At 41.9% G+C, this 21,994-nt stretch carries 22 protein-coding genes and 1 pseudogene; 4 read left to right on the top strand and 19 right to left on the bottom strand.

What is annotated here, in order from left to right:
* Window positions 1-154 precede the first annotated feature (154 nt).
* On the top strand, window positions 155-1,441 hold the full coding sequence (locus tag DBT50_RS01105) for an adenylosuccinate synthase (RefSeq protein WP_111852235.1): 1,287 nt from the start codon (window positions 155-157) through the stop codon (window positions 1,439-1,441).
* A 150-nt stretch (window positions 1,442-1,591) separates the two neighbouring features.
* On the opposite strand, the pseudogene DBT50_RS01100 reads toward DBT50_RS01105, so the two are convergent.
* The 4 genes and pseudogenes from DBT50_RS01100 to DBT50_RS01080 form a co-directional block, all read right to left on the bottom strand.
* Window positions 1,592-3,121 (bottom strand): annotated as a pseudogene (locus DBT50_RS01100) (IS1182 family transposase).
* Between the two features lie 174 nt (window positions 3,122-3,295).
* Window positions 3,296-4,924: a chaperonin GroEL gene (gene groL / locus DBT50_RS01090; protein ID WP_013668604.1), complete on the bottom strand. Its 1,629-nt coding sequence runs from the start codon at window positions 4,922-4,924 to the stop codon at window positions 3,296-3,298.
* Between the two features lie 80 nt (window positions 4,925-5,004).
* Window positions 5,005-5,274 carry a co-chaperone GroES gene (locus tag DBT50_RS01085; protein WP_013668958.1) on the bottom strand — a complete coding sequence of 90 codons (270 nt, stop codon included), beginning with the start codon at window positions 5,272-5,274 and terminating at the stop codon, window positions 5,005-5,007.
* Window positions 5,275-5,787: 513 nt separating this feature from the next.
* Window positions 5,788-6,432, bottom strand: coding sequence for a redox-sensing transcriptional repressor Rex (locus DBT50_RS01080; RefSeq protein WP_064293403.1), 645 nt, complete (start codon window positions 6,430-6,432; stop codon window positions 5,788-5,790).
* A 233-nt stretch (window positions 6,433-6,665) separates the two neighbouring features.
* Between DBT50_RS01080 and DBT50_RS01075 the strand changes: the two genes are divergently transcribed.
* On the top strand, window positions 6,666-8,615 hold the full coding sequence (locus tag DBT50_RS01075) for an ABC-F family ATP-binding cassette domain-containing protein (RefSeq protein WP_111852439.1): 1,950 nt from the start codon (window positions 6,666-6,668) through the stop codon (window positions 8,613-8,615).
* 66 nt (window positions 8,616-8,681) lie between these two features.
* Here the strand turns inward: DBT50_RS01075 and DBT50_RS01070 are convergent, their stop codons facing one another.
* From DBT50_RS01070 to tsaB, 5 genes are read right to left on the bottom strand one after another with little or no spacing between them, the layout of a single operon-like run.
* Window positions 8,682-8,963 carry a DUF503 domain-containing protein gene (locus DBT50_RS01070; protein ID WP_111852438.1) on the bottom strand — a complete coding sequence of 94 codons (282 nt, stop codon included), beginning with the start codon at window positions 8,961-8,963 and terminating at the stop codon, window positions 8,682-8,684.
* A 52-nt stretch (window positions 8,964-9,015) separates the two neighbouring features.
* Complete coding sequence (gene tsaD, locus DBT50_RS01065; RefSeq protein WP_224785050.1) at window positions 9,016-10,032, bottom strand: tRNA (adenosine(37)-N6)-threonylcarbamoyltransferase complex transferase subunit TsaD; 1,017 nt, start codon at window positions 10,030-10,032, stop codon at window positions 9,016-9,018.
* Window positions 10,010-10,504, bottom strand: coding sequence for a ribosomal protein S18-alanine N-acetyltransferase (gene rimI / locus DBT50_RS01060; protein ID WP_181566123.1), 495 nt, complete (start codon window positions 10,502-10,504; stop codon window positions 10,010-10,012). The genes tsaD and rimI (DBT50_RS01060) overlap by 23 nt, the downstream gene beginning before the upstream one ends.
* Window positions 10,449-11,111 carry a ribosomal protein S18-alanine N-acetyltransferase gene (gene rimI, locus DBT50_RS01055; protein WP_111852435.1) on the bottom strand — a complete coding sequence of 221 codons (663 nt, stop codon included), beginning with the start codon at window positions 11,109-11,111 and terminating at the stop codon, window positions 10,449-10,451. Before rimI (DBT50_RS01055) ends, rimI (DBT50_RS01060) begins: the two co-directional genes overlap by 56 nt.
* Window positions 11,092-11,823, bottom strand: coding sequence for a tRNA (adenosine(37)-N6)-threonylcarbamoyltransferase complex dimerization subunit type 1 TsaB (tsaB, locus tag DBT50_RS01050; RefSeq protein WP_111852434.1), 732 nt, complete (start codon window positions 11,821-11,823; stop codon window positions 11,092-11,094). The genes rimI (DBT50_RS01055) and tsaB overlap by 20 nt, the downstream gene beginning before the upstream one ends.
* Window positions 11,824-12,003: 180 nt before the next feature.
* On the opposite strand from tsaB, the gene DBT50_RS01045 reads away from it, so the two are divergent.
* Complete coding sequence (locus DBT50_RS01045) at window positions 12,004-12,243, top strand: DUF896 domain-containing protein (protein ID WP_111852433.1); 240 nt, start codon at window positions 12,004-12,006, stop codon at window positions 12,241-12,243.
* 158 nt (window positions 12,244-12,401) lie between these two features.
* On the opposite strand, the gene DBT50_RS01040 is transcribed toward DBT50_RS01045, so the two are convergent.
* The 4 genes from DBT50_RS01040 to DBT50_RS01025 all read right to left on the bottom strand — a co-directional run bounded on the left by DBT50_RS01040 (window position 12,402) and on the right by DBT50_RS01025 (window position 16,206).
* On the bottom strand, window positions 12,402-12,548 hold the full coding sequence (locus DBT50_RS01040; protein ID WP_181566122.1) for a hypothetical protein: 147 nt from the start codon (window positions 12,546-12,548) through the stop codon (window positions 12,402-12,404).
* A 241-nt stretch (window positions 12,549-12,789) separates the two neighbouring features.
* Window positions 12,790-13,635, bottom strand: coding sequence for an exodeoxyribonuclease III (locus DBT50_RS01035; RefSeq protein ID WP_111852432.1), 846 nt, complete (start codon window positions 13,633-13,635; stop codon window positions 12,790-12,792).
* A 127-nt stretch (window positions 13,636-13,762) separates the two neighbouring features.
* A complete protein-coding gene (locus DBT50_RS01030; RefSeq protein ID WP_111852431.1) occupies window positions 13,763-15,070 on the bottom strand; it encodes an SWIM zinc finger family protein in 1,308 nt (435 codons plus the stop codon).
* Window positions 15,071-15,210: 140 nt separating this feature from the next.
* On the bottom strand, window positions 15,211-16,206 hold the full coding sequence (locus tag DBT50_RS01025; protein ID WP_111852430.1) for a D-2-hydroxyacid dehydrogenase: 996 nt from the start codon (window positions 16,204-16,206) through the stop codon (window positions 15,211-15,213).
* Between the two features lie 251 nt (window positions 16,207-16,457).
* Here DBT50_RS01025 and brnQ point away from each other — a divergent pair, with 251 nt between their 5' ends.
* Window positions 16,458-17,807, top strand: coding sequence for a branched-chain amino acid transport system II carrier protein (brnQ, locus tag DBT50_RS01020; protein WP_111852429.1), 1,350 nt, complete (start codon window positions 16,458-16,460; stop codon window positions 17,805-17,807).
* A 69-nt stretch (window positions 17,808-17,876) separates the two neighbouring features.
* Here the strand turns inward: brnQ and DBT50_RS01015 are convergent, their stop codons facing one another.
* The 6 genes from DBT50_RS01015 to DBT50_RS00990 all read right to left on the bottom strand — a co-directional run bounded on the left by DBT50_RS01015 (window position 17,877) and on the right by DBT50_RS00990 (window position 21,825).
* Window positions 17,877-18,734 (bottom strand): glutathione S-transferase C-terminal domain-containing protein, encoded by an 858-nt coding sequence (locus DBT50_RS01015; RefSeq protein ID WP_181566121.1) that lies wholly within the window; start codon window positions 18,732-18,734, stop codon window positions 17,877-17,879.
* Between the two features lie 109 nt (window positions 18,735-18,843).
* Window positions 18,844-19,188 carry a hypothetical protein gene (locus DBT50_RS01010; protein ID WP_111852427.1) on the bottom strand — a complete coding sequence of 115 codons (345 nt, stop codon included), beginning with the start codon at window positions 19,186-19,188 and terminating at the stop codon, window positions 18,844-18,846.
* Between the two features lie 141 nt (window positions 19,189-19,329).
* Complete coding sequence (locus DBT50_RS01005; protein ID WP_111852426.1) at window positions 19,330-20,388, bottom strand: hypothetical protein; 1,059 nt, start codon at window positions 20,386-20,388, stop codon at window positions 19,330-19,332.
* A gap of 18 nt (window positions 20,389-20,406) precedes the next feature.
* Entirely contained in the window at window positions 20,407-21,120 is a 714-nt protein-coding gene (locus DBT50_RS01000; protein ID WP_111852425.1) for a hypothetical protein, read from the bottom strand.
* Between the two features lie 252 nt (window positions 21,121-21,372).
* Complete coding sequence (locus DBT50_RS00995; protein WP_111852424.1) at window positions 21,373-21,555, bottom strand: plasmid mobilization protein; 183 nt, start codon at window positions 21,553-21,555, stop codon at window positions 21,373-21,375.
* A 126-nt stretch (window positions 21,556-21,681) separates the two neighbouring features.
* On the bottom strand, window positions 21,682-21,825 hold the full coding sequence (locus tag DBT50_RS00990; protein ID WP_181566120.1) for a hypothetical protein: 144 nt from the start codon (window positions 21,823-21,825) through the stop codon (window positions 21,682-21,684).
* Window positions 21,826-21,994: the final 169 nt, after the last annotated feature.

Below are 21,994 nucleotides of genomic sequence, written 5' to 3'. Positions count from 1 at the left end.
TAGGGCAGGCAAGGACTTTTTTTATGATTAAAAAGGTCAGAGCCTAAAAAAAGGTTTTCTTCAAAAAAAATTGCGGTATAATATTTTGGGTGTTATGCCACAAGCTAACATAATGAAGACATTATTAAGATCGAATAGATAAAGGAGAACACATATGCCATCAGTTGTTGTTGTAGGTACTCAATGGGGCGACGAAGGAAAAGGGAAAATCACCGATTACCTCAGTAGCCAAGCCGATATTATTGCCCGTTACCAAGGCGGAGATAATGCTGGCCACACGATCCAATTCAACCAGCAAACTTTTAAGCTCCACCTCGTTCCCTCAGGAATTTTTTCAGAAGATAAGCTGAGTGTGATCGGAAATGGCGTGGTTGTTAACCCTAAATCTTTACTTGAAGAATTGGCCTATTTGCGCCAAGCAGGAATCTCTTGTGAAAACCTCCGCATCTCTGAACGGGCCCAAGTGATCTTGCCCTACCATCAACTGATCGACCGCTTGGATGAAGAACGTAAAGGCGACAATAAGATCGGTACTACCCAAAAAGGGATTGGCCCTGCCTATATGGATAAGATTGCCCGTAATGGCATCCGGATGGCTGACCTCATTGACCCTGAAACTTTCGCGGAAAGGTTATCTGTACAAATTCAAGTCAAGAACGAACTCCTCACCAAGGTATATGACGAAGAGCCATTAGACTACGACACCATCTACCAGGAATATCTAGCATATGGCCAAAAACTGAAAAAATATGTCACGGATACTTCCTTATTGATGAATGATGCCTATGACCAAGGGGAAAACATTCTTTTTGAGGGGGCCCAAGGGGTCTTACTGGATATTGATCATGGGACCTATCCCTTCGTGACTTCCTCTAACCCCATTGCCGGTGGTGCTACAGTCGGTTGTGGGATCGGCCCAAGCAAAATCAATACCGTTATCGGAGTGATGAAGGCCTATACCTCTCGAGTAGGTGACGGTCCCTTCCCAACCGAATTGCATGATGCTATTGGGGACCGCATCCGTGAAGTTGGCCATGAATATGGTACCACTACTGGACGTCCACGCCGGGTAGGTTGGTTCGACGGGGTGGTGACGGCCCATGCGCGCCGGGTTTCTGGTTTAACCAAGCTTTCCTTGAACTGTTTAGACGTCTTAACTGGACTGGATGAAATCAAGGTCTGTGTAGGCTACCAAACCCCTAATGGCCAAGTATCCAAATCCTACCCCGCTAACTTGCGCTACCTGGCTCAATGCCAACCCATCTATGAAAGTTTACCTGGCTGGGAAGAAGACATCACTAGCTGTCAAGACTTTGACCAACTTCCCGAAAATGCTAAAGCTTATGTCCGTCGCATCAGTGAAATCGTAGGGGCCCCCATTGCCACAGTGTCAGTGGGACCTGACCGTACCCAAACCTTAATCTTAGATAATATTTGGTAAAAACGATAAAGAGAAAAAGTAAGCTCTGACTGAGGAAAATCCCCTTAATCTGAGCTTACTTTTTTGTGAAAAGAGCCTGGGACAAAAGTCTGCGAACTCTAAAACTAAAAGAGAATCTACAAATTACTTAAGCGTGATTTGTAGATTCTCTTATTTTATTGCTTTTATTTTGCTATATTTTTTCAAATTATTGGCCATGAAGGCCAATCCAACATCAGTTTTAACCCTTGTTTTCCCTCTGAGGTTAAATCGAGTGAACCCTAAAATAGCCTTTATCTGGCCAAAAACTGGTTCAACGTCAATTTTCCGTTTGGAAAAGAGCTTAGATCCTTCTTCAGATAAAAGCTTCTGTGTTTCTATATTCTTTAATTCCTGATAGTTTTTATTATAGTAAAGCGCCTTTTGCGGCGCATTTTTTGGGTCCAAAGGCTTATAAACCTGAATTTCAGAAATATAACCACTCATTTTATTTTTTCGTTTTTGGAGATGACTAAAGAAATAAACCGTGCCGTCAGGATGTGTAAAAGTATTACTTTGCTTATCGTAACTCCAATTATCCATATTTTTAGCTGATTTTTTATGTTTCTTTTTCTGCTCTTTATCAAACCGATTATATTTAATCAAATGGTTAATTTTATGGTTATCTAAATAAGTAAGGTTTTCTTCGCTACCATAACCAGCATCAGCTATAATGCATTTCGGGAAATTAGGAAAACTTTCAACAAAGGGTTGTAAAGTCCGCGTGTCCGTCGGATTGTGGAAAATATCATAATGAAGGACAAACTGGTTTTCAGTCGCTACTTGGATATTGTATCCCGCTTTCAATTGCCCATTCATCATATGATCATCTTTCATTCGCATGAACGTAGCATCAGGATCTGTTTTTGAATAGCTGTTTCTTCCGTTAAATGTTTCAAACTGTTTGGCATACTTTTGTTTGCGGGGTAGAAAATCTTTACTCACTTTACGGTAATGTTTTTTCAAACGACGACGTTCTTGTTTACGTTGATCTGGCCCTTTTACAGGAGTTTCCTCAATATCTTCAGTGAGTTTATCGATTTCTTCCTTAAGAACTTTAGATATCTCTTGAAGCATATTTTCTTCTAGATCTAAATTTTCATCATATTGGATGCCAGCATCAACCATCGGTTGAATTTCATTAAAGTAATATTCACGTGAAGTCACTTTTAATTGCTCTGCATATTTTTCAGTTGCCTTTTTCCAAACAAAAGAATATTTATTGGCATTCGCTTCAATTTTAGTTCCATCTATAAAGCAATTTTCTAAATGAATTAATTTCTCTAACTTTAACTGAGTGGTAAACTCAACGAATAAATTTTCTAATAAACATCTACAATTTTCTGAGGAACGGAAGCGATTAATCGTTCGATAGCTAATAACTTATTGAGCGACTAGCCACTGCATGGGTATATTTTCAACCATTAATTCTTCTATTTTTCTTCCACTAAATACGCCTTTACTATAAGCGTATAAAAGCGCCATAATTAAAGGTTTTGGATGATAGGCAGGACGTCCGTCCTGGGTACTGAAGCTTTCAAAATGTTTTTCATCCAGAGATTCAATAAAATTATAGATTGAAAATACAATATGATCTGGATCGATACATGCAGATAATTCTAGTGGAAGTGTTGTTTGATTCATGTTATATTGTATGTACACAAGAAGCACCCCTTAATCTTTAGTGTGGTTACTAATATTATAGCAGGGTGCTTTTTTTATACCTAATTTTAAGTAAAAGGGATAAGAAATTAGTGAAAACTAACTTCTTATCCCTTTTTATTTCGAGGCTTTTGTCCCAGCCTCTTTCAATCTTTATCCTATTCAGTTTTCGGATTAATACATACCTGGTGCGCCTGCTCCTGCAGCTGCATCATTTCCTGCATTTTCTTCTGGATGGTCAGCAACAACTGCTTCAGTAGTTAAAATCAAACCAGCTACTGAGCCTGCATTTTGTAAAGCAGAACGTGACACCTTGGTTGGGTCAACCACACCATCAGAAATCATGTCTACCCATTCACCACTAGCAGCGTTGTAACCAACGCCTTGGTCTTTATCGTGAATGTGTTCTACAATGACAGAACCTTCTAGACCAGCATTTTCAGCGATTTGGCGTAGTGGGGTTTCGAGGGCACGGACCACGATGTCTGCACCAGTTTGTTCGTCACCTTCTAAGGAGTCAACGACTTCTTTCACCTTGTCTTGGATATTCATGAAGGCAGTACCACCACCAGCTACGATACCTTCTTCAACCGCAGCACGAGTAGCGTTTAAAGCGTCTTCGATACGTAATTTACGTTCTTTTTGTTCAGATTCGGTCGCTGCACCCACGCGAACAACGGCAACCCCGCCAGCTAATTTAGCAAGACGTTCTTGTAATTTTTCACGGTCATAGTCAGAAGTAGTTTCTTCAATTTGTTTTCTGATATGAGCCACACGTTGTTCCAATTGTTCCTTGTTACCCTTACCTTCAACAATGGTGGTATCGTCTTTAGTAATGGTTACGCGGGCAGCTTGACCTAATTGATCAATGCTGGTGTCTTTCAATTCAAGACCTAAGTCTTCAGTAATAACTGTCCCACCGGTAAGAACAGCTAAGTCTTCTAATTGTTCTTTACGACGGTCACCGAAGCCAGGCGCTTTCACAGCAACGACATTGAATGTCCCACGAATCTTGTTCAAGACTAAAGTAGGAAGTGCTTCACCTTCAACATCGTCAGCCACTAATAATAAGGATTTACCTTGTTGTACGATTTGTTCTAATAATGGAAGGATATCTTGGATATTAGAAATCTTCTTATCAGTGAGAAGGATGTAAGGATCATCGAGAACAGCTTCCATCTTATCGTTGTCGGTTACAAAGTATTGGGATAAGTAACCGCGGTCAAATTGCATCCCTTCAACAACGTCTAAGGCAGTGTCCATGGATTGTGATTCTTCAATGGTAATGACACCATCTTGGCCTACTTTTTCCATAGCGTCTGCAATTAATTGACCTACTTCTTGGTCGCCGGAAGAAATTGCCGCAACGTTAGCAATAGATTCTTTAGCATTCACTGGAACAGAAATTTCTTTCAAAGCTTCTACTGCCTTGCGGATAGCTTGATCCATCCCACGACGAATGCCCACAGGATTTGCCCCTGCTGTCACGTTCTTAAAGCCTTCATGGACGAGAGCTTGAGTTAGGATGGTAGCGGTAGTTGTCCCGTCACCAGCAACATCATTGGTCTTAGAAGCGACTTCAGAAACTAATTTAGCTCCCATATTTTCAAAGTGATCTTCTAATTCAACGTCTTTAGCAATGGTCACCCCATCATTGGTGATTAATGGAGACCCATAGCTACGTTCTAGGACAACGTTACGTCCCTTAGGTCCTAAGGTCACTTTCACGGTATTAGCTAATTTATCAATACCTTCTACTAAAGATTGTCTTGCATCACTTGAATATTTAATATCTTTGGCCATTCTATCTATCTCCTATTCTAAATCTAAGCATGATCGAGAATTCAATGTTTTTTTGTTGGTTGTCGAAGTTCAGTCAATGATTATTCAACTACAGCAGTTAAATCTTTTTCTTTAATGATGAGGTAATCTTCCCCTTCATAGCGGATTTCGCTTACTGCATATTTTTCAAAAATAACTTGGTCGCCCACTTTAACTTGAGGGGTGTAGTCATCAGTAGCATCAGCAACGGCTACCACTTGACCTACTTGAGGTTTTTCTTTAGCAGCAGATGGTAAAACGATGCCAGAAGCAGTTTTTTCTTCCTCTTCTTGGACTTGAATAATCACACGTTCATTTAACGGCTTTAACATTTAAAATATCCCTCCAAATTTAACATACTAATTAATAACACTTTTAATGATTTGTTAGCACTCATCATCTCCGACTGCTAACTTACAATATTTATAGTAAAACATTTCCAGATATAAATCAAGTAATTCGTTGACTTTTTTTGACCTTTTTTCTTTTTATCACTTTAAAAGTATAAATTATCATTTAAAAAGTATATGCCCGTAAAGTTAGGAAATTGAGATGAGAGTGTGACAAAAGTCAAAAGAGCCCTGAACCACTGGAACAAACTATGGAAGATAGGCACAAGCCTATCGCACATAGTTTGTGAAGTGGACGTCAGGGCTGACTTTGGGAACACGTTTTGATTAGATAGTTCGTATTTTGAAAAGAGTCTGGGACTTTTGTCCCAGACTCTTGATTTTTACTATTAATGACAAGAAAAAAGCCCTCACTTGAAGAGGGCTTTACTAAGCGACTGGCATAAGTTAGACCTGATCATTCTGTCAGGTTCCTGCTAACTTCTGCTAGTTCTACTAATTTTTCTTTTTATTGTTGCCATTTCGATTACCAATATAGTAAATCAGAGTTTGCAGCTCATTGGCTAAATCGACGTTTTGGACATGAATATCTTCAGGAACATCTAAAACCACCGGCGTAAAGTTCAAGATGCCTTGAATACCGGCTTCTCCTAATTCACTCACGGTATCTTGGGCGACCTTTTCCGGAACGGTCATAATAGCAATCAGAATTTCCATTTCTTGAATCCGTTCCTTTAATTCACTCATGGGGTAAACCGGTACCCCACTATGGACGGTTCCTACAATCTCAGGATTAATATCAAAGGCCGCCCCAATCCGGATATTATTGGTCCGTTTAAAGTTATAATTTAATAAGGCGTTCCCTAAATTACCGACCCCGATTAAAGCCACTGTGGTGAGGCGGTCTTGGTAGAGTTGGCGACTAAAGAAGTCCAATAGAGCTTCAACATCATAGCCATAACCACGCTTCCCTAGGGCACCAAAATGTGAGAAATCCCGGCGAATAGTGGCGCTGTCCACTTTGATCGCCTCACTGAGTTCACTGGAAGAAATCCGTGTCTTACCCATATTCTTAAAATTATGCAAGTAACGGTAATAAAGCGGTAACCGCCTAGCCGTTGCACGTGGAATTTCCTTCATGTTTCCACTCCTTTTCACAAGATATCAAATACATTTTATCACCTAAATCATAAAATGGAAAGAACTTTGTGAAAAATCACATAAATCTTTTTGGCTAATTTTCATTAATTTTAAAACTTTGTGAATAATCCCGCCCCTTTCTAAGGGAAAGTTCACAAAGTCAAAAATATCTATCGATAAAATATGATACACTAGTGAAGACAATAATAAACGATTTAGGAGGAAAGGATCCAATGATTGTATTACAAGGATCAAAACTCATGCGACGTTTTGGCTCCGATATTCTTTTCCAAGATGTCCAAATGACCATCCAAGATAATAGTCGGACTGCCCTAGTCGGGCGAAACGGCACTGGCAAATCAACCCTACTCAAAATGTTGGCAGGGATCGAAGAGCCTGACCAAGGGCAAGTCACCCGGGCTAAGGGAAAGACCATTGCCTACATGGACCAACATGCCGCCATTGAAAACAGTCAACGGACGATCTATGAAGAAATGCGGTCAGTTTTTAAGGAATCTATCGCTCTCATCCACCATGCCGAGCAAGCCGCTCAAGACTTGGCCGATGCCCAGGATGAAGCAAGCTACCAAGAGGCCCTCAAACGCTATGACCAATTACAAGAAGAAGTCAACCAAAGCAATGCTTACGGTTATGATTCCGAGATTCGCATGGTCCTCCACGGCTTTCAATTTCCCGAATCAGATTACGACAAACCCATTAACCAATTATCTGGTGGTCAACGGACGCGACTAGCCCTGGCCAAGGTCCTCCTTGAAAAGCGCGATATTCTCATCCTCGACGAACCCACCAACCACTTAGACATTGAAACCCTAACCTGGCTAGAAGATTACCTACCTTCCTATCCTGGAGCCCTTTTGATCGTCAGTCACGACCGTTATTTCTTAGACCATGTCACCAATGAAACCTATGAAATGACCGGACACAGTATGGAATATTATAAGGGGAATTATTCCTTTTACCTCAAAGAAAAGGCTGTTCGCCTAGAAAGCTGGCAAAAGGCCTATGATAAACAGCAAAAGAAAATCGCCAAGTTAGAAGACTATGTGGCTCGTAACCTTGTTAGGGCTTCGACCACCAAGATGGCCCAGAGTCGGCGTAAGCAACTCGAAAAGATGCCCAAAATCGAAAAGCCTAAGCAAGACGAAAAAAGTCCCCACATTCAATTTCTAACGGACAAGTCCAGTGGCAATGTGGTCCTTACTGCTGACCACTTAGGCATTGGTTACGATGATCACTTACTTTCTTATCCGATTGAGATGGATATTAGAAAGCAACAAGCTATCGCAGTGGTGGGACCCAACGGCGTGGGTAAATCTACCCTCTTAAAAACCATTATCCAAGAAATTCCCACCATCAAGGGGGAAATTCACTATGGGGCTAATGTGACCATTGGCTACTATGACCAAGAATTAGCCAAACTCCACAGCAATAAGGATGTCCTCCACGAACTTTGGGATGACCATCCGACCATTAACGAGGAAAACATTCGTACCATCCTGGGGTCTTTCCTCTTTTCCGGACAAGACGTGGAAAAATCTGTCGCCATGCTGAGTGGAGGGGAGAAGGCCCGGCTTGCCCTCGCCAAACTTTCCTTTAACCACGATAATTTCTTGGTTCTCGACGAACCAACCAACCACTTGGATATTGATTCTAAGGAAATCTTAGAAAATGCCCTGATTGAATACGACGGCACCCTACTTTTTGTTAGCCATGACCGCTATTTTATTAATCGAATTGCTACCCAAGTTCTTGAAATTAGTCCCGAGGGCTCTACCCTCTACCTAGGCGATTACGATTATTACCTTAGTAAAAAAGCCGAGCAAGAAGCCCGGCTAGCCGAAGAAAATAAAGATAATCAAACCAGTCCTGCTGAAGAAAAGCCAGCATCCAGCCAGTCCGCCCAAGCCTATCAAAATCGTAAGGAACGCCAAAAAGAAAAAAGAAAACTCCAACGACAAAGCGAAAAAATCGAAGCAAGTATTGAAAGCTTAGATGAAGAAATGGTAGAAATTCAGGAAAAAATGACTGATCCTGACATTTTACAAAATTACTATGAATTAAACCAACTCGACCAGTCCCTTAAAGACAAACAAGCCCAACAAGAAGAACTCTTTAAGGAATGGGAAGTCGTTCAAAGTCAATTAGAAGACTTTGACCAATAAAGATAAAAAAGGTATGCGCACAGGAGAACTCAAGATCAAGTCCTCCTGTGCGCATACCTTTTCTTTTTAGGCTTCCAGCCATTCGGTATGAATGACCTCAATGGGGTACCAGGCTTCAATTTTATCGAGATAGTTCAGCAAGCGTTGCCGGCTCTTACTGTATGAATTAGAAACAAGGCCAAAAGCAACTACCGCTTGGTTGACTAAGTCTAAGTCAGCAATCTCAGCAGCAGTCATCTTTTCACGTTGTTGGGCCCGTTCCACCATACTTTTGACGATCCGGCGCTTATCCTTCAAAGTATAAGCTTGGTCAATAATAAAAGTGACTTCTAAACCAATTAAGACCATCTTTCCTCCCTAAGCTTTCTCTAAAAATCAAGTGACCTCCGCCTAAGGGCAACTAATTTTCATCACCTAAGTCTAGACCTGGGTTGGCATCTAAATCTAAGCCGACAAAATCACCCTTTTGGTATTGCGGGTAGGCAGCTGCAGCGATCATGGCACCATTATCTCCGCATAGACTCAGAGGCGGATAGGACAAGCGCACTTCAGGGTGTTGCTTGGCTAGCTCAGTTTCTAAGCCTTTTCTAAGAGCAGAGTTAGCAGCTACCCCGCCAGCAACCACTAATTGTTTAACCGGGTAAGCAGCGATGGCCCGCATGGTTTTAGTTACTAGGACCTCAACAGCCGCTGCTTGGAAACTGGCTGCCACATCATAAGGATTTAATTTTTCCCCTTTTTGTTCCGCATTATGGGTATGGTTAATGACCGCTGATTTCAGTCCACTATATGAAAAGTCAAAATTATCCTCATTGATCATGGGGCGGGGATAGTCATAAATGGCCTGACCTTCTTGGGCCATTTCATCCATGCGTTTACCCCCAGGATAAGGAACCCCTAAAATACGGCCGACCTTATCATAGGCTTCCCCCACAGCGTCATCACGGGTATCGCCGATTTTTTGATAGTGGCCGTCTTCTTTCATATAGACCAATTCCGTATGTCCCCCACTGACCACTAAGGCTAATAAAGGGAAAACCATTTGATCAGATATATTATTGGCATAGATATGACCTGCCATATGGTTGACGCCGATTAAGGGTTTGTCATGGGCAAAAGCCAGGGTTTTAGCCGCAGTAATCCCGATAAGTAAAGAGCCCACTAAGCCAGGCCCCTTGGTAACCGCCACAGCATCGATCTCTGGCCAGGTTACGTCTGCTTCCTTCATGGCATAATCAATCACCTGAGTGATTTGCTCGACATGGTGGCGGCTAGCGATCTCTGGGACTACCCCGCCAAAACGCATATGACTTTTAATTTGTGTGGCAACGACATTACACTTCATCTCTTTGCCATCAATAACGATCGCTGCACCGGTTTCGTCACAGCTTGATTCAATTCCCAATATTGTTGTCACTGGTCGATCTCTCCCATAAATAAACTTTTGCATCTTCATGATTATCTTGGTAATAGTTTTTGCGCTGGTCAATACACTTAAAGCGCTGGCTCTCATACAAGGCCTGAGCAGGGATGTTGTGGGCACGGACTTCTAAGAAACAACGGGCTAAGCCTTGTTCTTCTAAGTGGACCAGGGCTTGAGTCAAAAGTAAGGCCCCCAAGCCCTGGCGCCTTCTTTGGGGGCTGACTGCAAAATGTAATAATTCCCCTTCATCAGCCAATAATTGAAAAGTCGCTGCCGCTAAGACGACTTGCTTTTCATCTAGCAAGAGGAATAAATAGAGCCGCGGACTGGCTAAGCCCCGTTCCAACCAATCCCTGGCGATGTGAGGCATACGGTCAAAAGCCTCCTGGTAAAAAGCCAACACCTGCTGACTAATCCCGGGAATCTGTTTGGCCTCCGGTCGGTGGTAGACTATGATTTGCTTCATCTTCTTGGGCAACCTGGTGGACTTCATTTTGCCAAGTCAAAGTGAGCGCATCTTCATGATTATCACGATAATAACGCGCCATCTTTCCTGTTGCCTTAAACCCCTCTCGTAGATAGAATTTCTTGGCACCTTCATTGGATAAACGCACTTCTAAGGTTATCGAGTCGCGTTCCAGCTCAGGAGCTAAGTGTTTGACCAAGTCTAAGAGCTTGGACCCAATCCCTAAGGACTGGTAGCTGGGTCGTACGGCTAAATTCGAAATGTGAATCGATTCTTTGTCCCGCCGACAACCTACAAAGGCCAGCAGTTCTTTTTCCTTAAAAGCTTGTAGGTAAAAAGTTGACGGATTGTAAAGCATATCATTATAGATATCCTTCTTGGACCACATCTGATGCCCATCATAAGCCGCCCGCTCCAAAGCCACCATTTGGTCAATCCACTCCGAATCGGAGATGGCTAAATCGAGCTCCTGGTCTAGGCCATAAGTTAAAGTGGCCTTATCCAAATCGATCTGCTGACTCAAAGCCTGGCTGGGTTCATCAGCAAATAACTGGGTAATTTTATTGCCCAGTTGAAAGAGCCAACGATCAAAGCATTCTTTCCACATAATGGCCTCGGTTTGCTGCCGCTTCTTCGGGGTGTTTCTCCTCCCAACGCTCTTCGGCTTCCGCTAATTTAGCATACTCTGGTAAGAAAGTGGCGACATCTTCTTCCTCTAGTTCTAGCTTAGCCAGTAAGGAAGCGTGGATAACCCCTTTTTCTGCCGGTAATAACTTAGCTTGGTCTCTCAAGTGTTCTTTAATTAGTTCCTCAAATTGGTCAATATCCGAACTGATAAAATACAAGCTTTGGTCAGGACAAGCTGCCTTTAACTGGTCTAGCCAGTCTGCTAGCCGGTAATGCCCCATAGTTAGGCCTTCTACTTCCTGTCCATTACTATCATAAGCCATAGCAAAAACAGTTTGGCGTCTAGCATTAATCAGAGGACAAATGATGCCATCCTCTCCTGCGGCATTGGCAGCAATGGCTTCTAAACTGGTCACTGAATAAAGTGGAATATTTAAGGTCCAAGCCAAGGTTTTGGCAGTGGTTACCCCGATTCGAAGTCCAGTATAGGAACCCGGTCCCCGAGTAACAATCACCCGATCCAGGTCACTTACTTCCCAAGCAACCGTGGTAAACAACTGTTTAATCAAGGGTAAAAGGGCTTTAGAGTGTTTAATTTTAGTATTTGTGGTGATTTCCATTTTGCTGGTCTGATCTTCAATCAGCGCAATACTCATAGAAACCGTTGATGTATCGATAGCTAATGTTCGCATGATAATCCCCTTTGTGCTTCAAACTCATGTAGGTCTATTCTAACATTATTATAGGAATGGGGCTAGGTGCTAGCTTGGCACTTAAAAGCAAGAAAGTTGCAGGCTAATCAGATACTTGGTATATTGTACTAGCTGCAAAAAGCTTAAGGTCAACTGACCAAGATTAAAGGAGGTCTTAACATGGACGAATTACTCAAACGCATCAATGAATTAGCTAAAAAACAAAAAGAAGACGGCTTAACTGCCGAAGAAAAGGAAGAACAAACACAACTTCGTCAAGAATATTTGAAGATCTTCCGCGGTAACTTCAAAAACATCATGATGAATACCAAAGTCATCGACCCTGAAGGCACCGACATTACCCCAGAAAAACTCAAACAAGCCCAAGCGGAACACCACGGCAAAGGCCAATCGAAATAACCCTTCTTCATTAAAACTGCTGAATGAATAATAAATAAACAGCTGCCAAGAGCGGACCGGTATGATACATACTTGTGACCGCTCTTGGCAGCTGTTTTTGTATCTAGAAATTAGACGCCTAATTTTTCTTTGAGCGCTTCAGTTAAAATCTTTAGAAATTATAAGCGGGAATGTTTATCACTTATCGCTTCAGTAAGTAACTGCGATAAATCAAATTCATCTACAATAGCCAAACTTTCAGCCCATCGAGGGATACTTAGGCTGACATCAACTAATTCATCAAGGTTTAAATACCTCAGAAACATCCGTCACCACCATCGGTATAATCGATTATACATCAAAAAGTGCGATATTATTTGTATCATGAATTCAAATACTAAGAATGTACCGTAACCATTATTCAAATTAACTAATTTTCTTACAGAATTAATCTCATTATATAAAAAAGACTTCTTAATTGAAGTCAAGAAGTCTCCCCCGCAAGTGCAGGAATATTCAATCTAAACCATTGATAACTGTGCTGTTACCTAACAAGAAGGCCACCAGCTATTCCCCTGCTTTGATTTCATCAGAAATCTCTAAATAGATTGGGGTGTGGTCTTGACGGGTGCCGGAATCAATCATTTCCGACTTTTCAACAGCGTCAGCAATACGGTCACTGACCAAGAAATAGTCAATTCTCCAGCCGGAATTATTAATTTTGCTGGTCTTGACCCTTTGTGCCCACCAGCTATAGACGCCTTCTACATCCCCATGAATGTGACGGAAAGTATCAGTAAAGCCCTGGTCTAATAGCTTGGTAAAGCCAGACCGTTCTTCATCAGTAAAACCGGCTGATTTATGATTATTTTCCGGATGAGCTAAGTCGATTTCCTTATGAGCCACATTAAAGTCACCCGTCGCTATCAAGGGCTTTTCTTGGTCTAATTGACTGAGATATTGGGCATATTTTTCATCCCAAACTTGACGTTCATCTAAACGTTTCAAGCCATTCCCAGCATTAGGGGTATAAACTTGAGTAAAGTAAAAGCTCCCAAAGTCGAGAGTAATGATCCGTCCCTCACTATCCATGGTATCTGGCGCTCCAATCTTAGGATAGGAAATACTTGGTTCAAGGTTGTTTTTGTAGAGAACCATATTCCCGGCATAGGATTTGCGGGCTGGTTCGACTGAACTGACCCAGGCGCTACTATAGTCAGGGAACCATTCGGCTAGGGCCTCTTGGTGTTTTTTGCTAGGCCCTTTGGCGGATAATTTGGTTTCTTGAATGGCGATAACATCAGGATCGTATTGGTCAATTGTCCGTAAGACTTCTCGTGACAATTGGGCCCGATTGGAATCGCTAGTTAAGGCGGCATTTAAAGAATCAATATTCCATGAGATAAATTTCATTAATTACTCGGCTCCTTTAGTTTTTCTTTCAGTTCTTTCAGTTTATCATAAAGCAGCGTGATGCCCTATTACTAAGGATCGCTAAAGAGTCTCTAGCCTCTACTAGCTATCATAAGAAAAGCACTCATCACCAAGACCTTTCAAATTCTTCCAGTAATGCATGGCGATCAGGATAATGAGCCTCCAACTGACTAATAAAGCAGTGACGAACAAATTGTCCCCCGTCGATAGTATCCATATTCTTTAGGAAAGCCGCAATTTCTTGATACTGTGGTCGACTCTTGGCGGTTTCCAGATCAACAAGGGCTTGTTTCAGGTAGCCGGTTAAGATTTGTACAGGATATTTCTCCGACTTGTTTGAGACTTGATCGCTATCCTCTCTATAGCTAAGAGCAAAACGGCGCAAATAATCGACACTAGCTAGGTAATCTAAATGCCGACTAGCAAAGTCGACCACCTTCTCACTAGGCTCTAGATCTTGGTAGAGTTTAAACAGAGCTTCAAAATACCATTCTAAATCCTGGTTTGGGAACTTTTCTTGCAAGGTCTCCATACGATACAAACAAGCTCTCAATAGCCGTTGACGCTCTTGGAAACGGTCAAAATGACGGCCAATCACTTGGGGAAGGAGGAGGTCAATCCAGAAACTGTGGTGGTTATTTAACAGAGCCAGTAGCATGGCTAGCCCTTCTTCGCGCTCTTCCCGGCTGAGATAATCAACAATTGATCCATAAGCCTGGTCGCAAAGGTTGATCACAATCGCGGCTTGGCCAAATTCCTCTTCAAATTCGACCTGGTCGACCATTTCAATGACATGATTTAATAACATCAGAGCAATAAGGGTCTGACCATGGTGGAGAATGTCATTAAGGTTGTTGTTCAAATACTTGGTCAAGTCCTCAACTAAAGCAAAACCCTTAAAAATAGGAATTTTTCCAGACTGACTATGTTTATAGTAAATGTCATCGACCTCATCAAACAAATCAAGAATAACATTTAACTCGTCATCGGCAACTTCATCTTCTCTTGCTAAGAGACTATCATAAACATCATGAACAAGTTGAGGATAGTCAAGGAGGACTTGCTTAAAGTAGTGGAGCAAGCTTAATCTAGGCAATTGGGAAAGCAAGCGGTCCAATTCAGGAAAGTGATGACTCATGGCATATTCACTATAGGGTCCGAATTGATAGTACAAAGCCGCTGCCGCCATGTGTTTGCAGGCTTTACCATTATCCGCATAGGGACAGTCACAGGTCATCTTTGACACTTCTTCTTTTGGGTCCAGGTTCAATTGAACTTGATACTTTTCACTACCCCTAACCCAGAAATGATAGGTTTGATCCTTGACATAGTTATCTTCTACCCGGTCATCAGCATAATAGCGATAGCCGCGTTCATAGATTTTTTTAGGGAATTCCTGACCCAGTAAGCGCATAATTTTGACCTCCTTTCCTTAAGGTGCTTATCATCATTATACTAAAATGAAAGCGACTAGTAAGTAAAGGAAAACCCCTGCAAGTCAGTCTTCACCTGCAGAGGTTAGTGTAGCTAGATTTTGTGAGTTATTGACAAGGATTAGTTAACCCGATTCTTAGCGTCACCCGTTTCAATCACTTCCAGGGCACTGTCTAAGCCACCATCGACCAAGGCCTTAATGGCATCATCGGTGTAGTAGGCCAAGTGAGGGGTGTAGAGAATCTTAGGATGGTTAATCAGTGTCTTTAGCCGTTCGTCCTCAACGGTTTTGTCGCTCCAATCTTTGAAGACATAAGGGCCTTCCGCTTCATAGGTATCCAAAGCGGCTGAAGCAATGTGACCGGAATCAATAGCTGCTAGCAAGGCATCGGTATCTACTAAAGCTCCCCGACCATTATTAACCAGAATAGTTCCTTCCTTACATTGGGCCAATAAGTCAGCATCAAACATATGGTAATTATCCTTGGTTAGTGGCATATGGAGGCTGACAATATCTGCTTGAGCTACCGCTTCTTCTACCGAGTCGACAAAGCTTAAATATTTTTCAGCCGCTGGGTCAGGAGCAATATCATAAGCCACAACCTTTCCACCAAGGCCGGAATAAATACGGGCTAATTCTTGCCCAATATGCCCAGCCCCAATGACAGCTAGGGTTAAGTCTTTTAAGACCCGACCACGTACCTCAGGAGACCGCGAGAAATTATGGGCCTTGGTCCGTGGCAGAATATTATTCAAACGCCGATTTAGATAAATAATTGTTCCCAAGGTGTATTCAGCAATAGAAACAGGGGAATAGGTAGGCACATTGGTAATAATAATGCCATTTTCCTTAGCTTGGTCTAAGTCATACATATCTACACCGGCTGAACGTTGGGCGATTTGTTGAATGCCTAAGTCACGTAAACGCGAAAAAATCGGTTCTTCAATCCTAGGCACTTGGGAAGTCGATACTCCGTCAAAACCTGCCGCCAAGTCCACAGTATCCACCGTCAACTCTTCTGTTACCAGCTTCACTTCAACCTGATGACGACTGGCCCAGGCTTCTACCAAAGGTTTCTCTTCAGCAGTCACAGCATAAACGATAATTTTAGTCATAAAATCGCCTCTTTCACTTTTTAATAATAGTACTATGAAAATTAGGCTTTGGCTATAATAACTTCTTCCCAAACCAATTCCTAATTTAAGGTATCAAACAAAAATTGAGAATAGCCCAATCGACACAAACACCACTATCACGGATCCTCACGTGCAGCACAGCAATTATCTCACGATTTTTATGCTTTCTCACTGTTCAGCCAAGCAGCTTTAATGCTATAATCCTCAATGTTAGAAACGAGGAATTATCTATGTCTAAAATTGCTTTAAATTGGAAAGAGCGGCTGATCATCGCTCTCATGCTCTTTGGTCTTTTCTTTGGGGCCGGGAATATCATCTTCCCCGTCTCTTTAGGTCAACAAGCAGCCGGCAATGTGGGACTGGCTGTGACCGGTTTTAACATTACGGCGGTCGGCTTACCCTTACTCGCCATTGCGGCTATGGGCTTTTCAGAAACCGAATCCGTCTTCCAAATCGCCAATAAGGTCAACCGCCCCTTCGCCTATTTCTTTACCATTGCCCTCTATCTCACTATCGGGCCACTCTTTGCCACACCGCGTTTAGCCACCGTTTCCTACGAGGTCGGTATCACTGATTTTGTCCCGGACCATCTAGAAACTCCCGCCCTATTCTTATATTCGGCGCTCTTCTTTCTTTTGGTCCTATGCTTTAGTTTACGCCCCTCTAAGATCATTGAATGGGTGGGTAAATACTTAACCCCAGCCTTTCTAATCCTACTGGGTGTCATCTTAGTCCGAGCCCTCTTTGACACCGGCAGCTTTCGCCAGGTGCTCTATCCTACCCCAGCCTACCAGATGGCCCCTTTAGCCATGGGTTTATTAGAAGGTTATAACACCATGGATAGTTTAGCCGGGCTAGCCTTTGGGATTATTATTATTCAATCCATCCGTGACTTTGGCATCCAACAACCTCGGCAAATCTCCCGAGAAGTGATGACATCTGGCAGCTTAAGTATTCTTTTGATGGCTTTCATCTATATTGCCCTAGCCTTACTAGGGACCCACAGCTTACAATTTATCCCCTTATCCGTAAACGGTGGCCAGGCTTTGTCACTGATTACCCGTCACTATTTTGGTTTAGCGGGACAAGTTCTCTTAGCGGTTATGATTACCGTCGCTTGTTTAAAGACCGCCATTGGCTTAGTGGTAGCTCTAGCAGAAACCTTTGCTACATTTCACTTTTTTAATCTCAAGCAAAAACACTGGACCATTATCGCCTGCCTCTTAGCCTTTCTGGTGGCCAATATCGGTTTTGAAGCGATTCTATCCCTATCCCTGCCAGTATTGATGCTACTCTATCCTTTAGCCTGTGTTTTAATCTTACTTAGTCTCTTACCTCAGAGCTGGCAAAGTCCGGCTCTCTACCAAATTTCTATGGCAGTGACCTTCATCCCAGCCTGCTTAGACTTTATCAAGGCTTCGCCTGGTTTTATTAGCCAAAGCGCCTTGGGAAGTAGTCTAACTCAATGGGCCAGTCATTACCTGCCCTTCTTCGACCTCGGCTTTGCCTGGCTCCTCCCAGCTACCATAACCATTGTTCTCTGCTTAATAAGTCAAAAGATAAGCAAAACCGACCGGTAAAAAAACAAATAGCGCATCTACGCTTTTAATGAAAGCGAGATGCGCTATTTTCTTATGGTCATGAATGCCTTATTTCACTTCCCACATATCCAAAACTGGACCTTGGGGCAGGATTTCTTTACCAAAGGAATCGCGTCCATTCTTACCCAGGTAGGTGCCTTCCTTGATGGCTTGAAAGTTAGTCGATTGCTGGAAGGCAGGAATTTGGTGTAATTTCTGTAAATGACTCCATAAATTGGGGAAGTCTCTTAAGCGGTACTTATTGACCTGAAAGGCCGTGTAATAAGTGGTATCAAAACGCACTAAGGGGGTGTAGAGAACCACATCCGCTAGGGTCAAGTGGTCGCCCACTAAATAATCCTGGTCAGCTAGAACTTGGTCGATTTCTGTTAGTCGGTCAAAGAATTGATCGGCATATTGATCGTATTCTGCTTGGTCACTGGCCTTGTGGGCCTTTGCTGGCGCTCCGATAAGGTCAGCACCCACCCAGTCAAAGCATTGGTCAATCGCTTGGCGTTGGTCTTCAGGATACAAGTCCCCCACTTGACTTGTCCCTAAGTCCTTAAAGCGAGTAGAAAAATCTTTGATAATGTCGAGGGATTCTTGGTTGACCACTTTTTTGGTGGTCAAGTCAACTAGGGCTGGTACTGAATAGGGCCCATCATATTCAGAGTTGGTATTATGGTAGAGTTCACTCAAATATTCCACATCTAAGACAGCATCTTTATTACCCGACTGGTTGGAAAAGTCCCAAATCTTATCCGTCTTAATCGGAGAAGTGACTGATTTTCCAATCACTTCCTCCAAACCTAACAAAGAACGCACAATATCGGTTCTTTGTGCAAAGGGACAAGACTGGGAAATCACTAATTGATAGCGAGCACTCTCAACGGGATAATCATAATCTTTGGCATAAACGGTTGTCATAAAAGCCCTCCTCTTGGTTGAATTCATGTCTTCTTACTCTCTCATTATATAAGAGGGACTTGACTGTTGATAGTTTCCCGCTCAAGACGATATTTTTTACTAAGTTTACTTAACTAGCCATCGTTAAAATCATAATCGCTCCCGCAGCCACTAAGCCCACCAAAAGGGCTTCAATGGATTTTTCTATCAGGATATTGCCCACCCGGTGCCAATAGTGTCCTTTAGGAGCATTTCGCACTAGTAAGGAACCATTGACAAAAGCAGTTAAAAGCAGCCAAATTAAAAATAGAAAAACTAGGGCAATCGACCAGGAAGGATTGACTGTAAATTCTACCATAATCACTACAAAGACAATTTCTAAAATAATTGCTGCCAGACAGAAATACCGGTCTCTCTGCCACAGCGAGCGGATAAAGTGCCTGCGCTTTTGAAAATGATTAAAATCTTCTTTCACGAGCTCCACCACCTTTGTTTACTTATTCAATTTAATTATACTAAAGCCGGTGCTTTTATAGTAATAAAAGATTAATTAACAGAAGCCTAAAGCAATAAAAATGAGCTCGCTATCAACAAAGTAGCGAACTCTTGTATTTCACTAAAAAGGAAGATCAAAGTCAAAGTAAGGATCAGGATCAGGAGCAGGGGAAGGCTCAAAGTTAGGGGCAAAGCCAAGGTCAATCGGTTGATTGATAGGTTCTTGGGGACTATCTAAGAAGCCAAAAAAGTCGATATAGCCATCCTTACCTTCCTTAATCTTGATATTAAAGATCGGATCAACTGGGGAAGAAATATTATTATAGGAATTTGTATTATGGTTTACCAACTGTTCTTTAAAGGTTTCGTACCCCGCATTATCAGAAAATACACAAACTATCTTGCCCTGAAATTCGCCAGGAGAAACAACTTTTAATTTAATAAATTGACTGTCATTTTTTGCGGTAAACTCTTGAAAAGAAGAGAATTTCACTTGAACTTTTTTCCCTAGGCCATGGTATTTATTCTTGGTACAGGATAAAAATTTAAATTGCATTCCCGGATTCTTCGCCTTTAACAGCTCCAGCGAAATCTTAGCCGTATCCCCTCTTTCAAAGAGATCATCAATCACTAAGCCAATCGGTTGCGCTGAGCCCGTTTTTGAATACTTGGAAAAATCTTGGGGGAGTCGAATACAAGACGCCTCGAAGTTTTCACTGCTGACTATACTGTCTTTAGCCGTTACATTATCCTTTTTAAAAAGACAGTGTTTGTGATAGGGAACCCCTAATTGGGCAGAGAGAACATTGACTAAATCATAGATAAATTTCACTTGTCCATGAGGATTAAATTCTGTCCGTGGATTGAAAGAAGGAGCCGGAATAATGAAATCAAAAGCTAAGTCAATTTCTTTAAGTCCTTGGACGACAAAACTCGCTAATTTGATTAACTCTTCCATATAAGCTTTCGTCAGCCATTCGGGTAAATCATTGTAGGGCTGGCGCATTTGCGGCGTATAGACATACTTTAATCGATAAACGCACTTGCCAATGTCGGTATGCTCTGGACCTCTATCCTCAATGATTTTGTCCTTATACCAATCCAGATAATAAGCCTCAAAATCAGTGATTTCTTTAATAGGATGAATATGTTTTAGTTTTTCTGCTTGATTCACTGTCATAATGGTAGCCTTTCTAGACTAAAAAAGCGTCGTTTGTTGAAAATCAGAATCTTCACGATCCGTCAATTGAAGTTCGCTTTGTAATAAATCAGTAAATTTACTAAAAATTTTATCGCGCTTAATTGTAGCGGGATGGTCGTTTGTATTTACGCCACGAGAGGAGAGAATTAAGTCTGTTTCTTCTCCAGTTAATTTCTCCTCTTGATAGCTATTAATCAATGTTTCTAATTGTTTGAGCCCGTCCTGGCCCTTTAAATTGTGATAGCGCATAGCATTCTCAAAGACATAAAAAAACTTCACTGATTTGCCCTGCAAGAGCATCTGGATCGTGTTCCTTAGGGTGCCGGAAGAAACCTGCAGGGCGCCAAAACGGTTCTTCTTGATAGGGTCAAAAATCGCTAAGCCCCAATGGGAGTCATTGGCCATTTGCCGGTCTTTCATCATTTGTTGCTCTTGACCATTAAGATTGTCATCAGGATGAACATAGCGGACCTTCCAATCCTTTTCAAGGGCAATCCGTGGCTTTTGATTGATGGTGAAGATTTCAACCGCCTGATAATTTTCGAGTCGAAGCAGGTCAGCCACTTCCTTATCGACCCCCTTGTTGGAATCCCCTAGGTTAACCTTTATGCCTTGGTCAATAATTGCGTCAATGGAATCTAGTACTTCTCGGGATAATTGGTTTTGCGTTCTCGACCCAGATATGAAAACACTCCGAGTGGATTCAGCCATAAGCTACTACCTCCTAAAGTTTACAATGATGCCTATTTGCTTTAAATCCCCTCTAGCACAGGAAAGGATGATAAACTTATTTTACTTTTATATTATAGCATGTTCACTACAAAGCTTGGCTAAATCGAGCTGAAGATTTCAAAGGTAAAATTAATCAAGGCCAATAAAAAAGAGACTTCTTTAAAGCCTCTATTAAATCAAATATTATTAATTTCTTTTTTATTTCCAAACAAGTGCGAGAAAATTTAACAGCTAATGCTTCTTTTCATATTCCTTGGCTACTGTTAAAAAGTAGTCAGCTAGGGTAAGACCATATTTCTTTGCTTGATTTTTTAGATAATCTCTTTCTTCTCTAGTGACTTTCATCCCGATATCTATATTGCGCTTCCGCCCTGTTGCTGGACGTCCACGAGGGCGTTTCTTTTCTTGTGTCACAGTATGTTTCCTACTTTCTATTATCAATATCGTAAGTCAACAATAAAGCTCCTACCTTTAAACCAAAATTCTCTCATTATCACAGAGTGCTTAAAGTTTTTTCGACTAATTGTTGAGTATATTTAATTAGACAAGTTCAAGATCCACTTTAATAGGAATCAATAATGCATCTTTAGAAACTGTCAAGTCGTCAGGAGATGATGCTTCAGGAATTGGATCGGCTTCTTTTTTGGCAACAAATAGCCATCCTTCAAGAAGATCCCTAGCCATATAGAGGGCATCGTGCATATCTTAACCAAAAGAGTAAGCACCACCTAAATCAGGAAATTCGATATCATATTTCCCTTCTGATGAGGTAAAAATTGCATAGTATAAATACATAGTTAACTTCCTTTCAGGTTCTCCCCCGCAGGTGCGGGAAAAGGAAATAATCCTATCT

It is taken from the genome of Aerococcus tenax (genome assembly GCF_003286645.3).
GTDB lineage: Bacteria > Bacillota > Bacilli > Lactobacillales > Aerococcaceae > Aerococcus > Aerococcus tenax.
Note: the sequence above shows the minus strand (reverse complement) of the source record. Positions and strands in the feature narration are given on the sequence as shown.

What these genes read in the sequence shown, in the direction of transcription:
- DBT50_RS01105 (WP_111852235.1), top strand. Translation starts at nt 155, where the DNA reads ATGCCATCAGTTGTTGTTGTAGGTACTCAATGGGGCGACGAAGGAAAA.
- groL (WP_013668604.1), bottom strand. Translation starts at nt 4,924, where the DNA reads ATGGCCAAAGATATTAAATATTCAAGTGATGCAAGACAATCTTTAGTA.
- DBT50_RS01085 (WP_013668958.1), bottom strand. Translation starts at nt 5,274, where the DNA reads ATGTTAAAGCCGTTAAATGAACGTGTGATTATTCAAGTCCAAGAAGAG.
- DBT50_RS01080 (WP_064293403.1), bottom strand. Translation starts at nt 6,432, where the DNA reads ATGAAGGAAATTCCACGTGCAACGGCTAGGCGGTTACCGCTTTATTAC.
- DBT50_RS01075 (WP_111852439.1), top strand. Translation starts at nt 6,666, where the DNA reads ATGATTGTATTACAAGGATCAAAACTCATGCGACGTTTTGGCTCCGAT.
- DBT50_RS01070 (WP_111852438.1), bottom strand. Translation starts at nt 8,963, where the DNA reads ATGGTCTTAATTGGTTTAGAAGTCACTTTTATTATTGACCAAGCTTAT.
- rimI (WP_181566123.1), bottom strand. Translation starts at nt 10,504, where the DNA reads ATGAAGCAAATCATAGTCTACCACCGACCGGAGGCCAAACAGATTCCC.
- rimI (WP_111852435.1), bottom strand. Translation starts at nt 11,111, where the DNA reads ATGTGGAAAGAATGCTTTGATCGTTGGCTCTTTCAACTGGGCAATAAA.
- tsaB (WP_111852434.1), bottom strand. Translation starts at nt 11,823, where the DNA reads ATGCGAACATTAGCTATCGATACATCAACGGTTTCTATGAGTATTGCG.
- DBT50_RS01045 (WP_111852433.1), top strand. Translation starts at nt 12,004, where the DNA reads ATGGACGAATTACTCAAACGCATCAATGAATTAGCTAAAAAACAAAAA.
- DBT50_RS01040 (WP_181566122.1), bottom strand. Translation starts at nt 12,548, where the DNA reads ATGTTTCTGAGGTATTTAAACCTTGATGAATTAGTTGATGTCAGCCTA.
- DBT50_RS01035 (WP_111852432.1), bottom strand. Translation starts at nt 13,635, where the DNA reads ATGAAATTTATCTCATGGAATATTGATTCTTTAAATGCCGCCTTAACT.
- DBT50_RS01030 (WP_111852431.1), bottom strand. Translation starts at nt 15,070, where the DNA reads ATGCGCTTACTGGGTCAGGAATTCCCTAAAAAAATCTATGAACGCGGC.
- DBT50_RS01025 (WP_111852430.1), bottom strand. Translation starts at nt 16,206, where the DNA reads ATGACTAAAATTATCGTTTATGCTGTGACTGCTGAAGAGAAACCTTTG.
- brnQ (WP_111852429.1), top strand. Translation starts at nt 16,458, where the DNA reads ATGTCTAAAATTGCTTTAAATTGGAAAGAGCGGCTGATCATCGCTCTC.
- DBT50_RS01015 (WP_181566121.1), bottom strand. Translation starts at nt 18,734, where the DNA reads ATGACAACCGTTTATGCCAAAGATTATGATTATCCCGTTGAGAGTGCT.
- DBT50_RS01005 (WP_111852426.1), bottom strand. Translation starts at nt 20,388, where the DNA reads ATGACAGTGAATCAAGCAGAAAAACTAAAACATATTCATCCTATTAAA.
- DBT50_RS01000 (WP_111852425.1), bottom strand. Translation starts at nt 21,120, where the DNA reads ATGGCTGAATCCACTCGGAGTGTTTTCATATCTGGGTCGAGAACGCAA.
- DBT50_RS00990 (WP_181566120.1), bottom strand. Translation starts at nt 21,825, where the DNA reads ATGGCTAGGGATCTTCTTGAAGGATGGCTATTTGTTGCCAAAAAAGAA.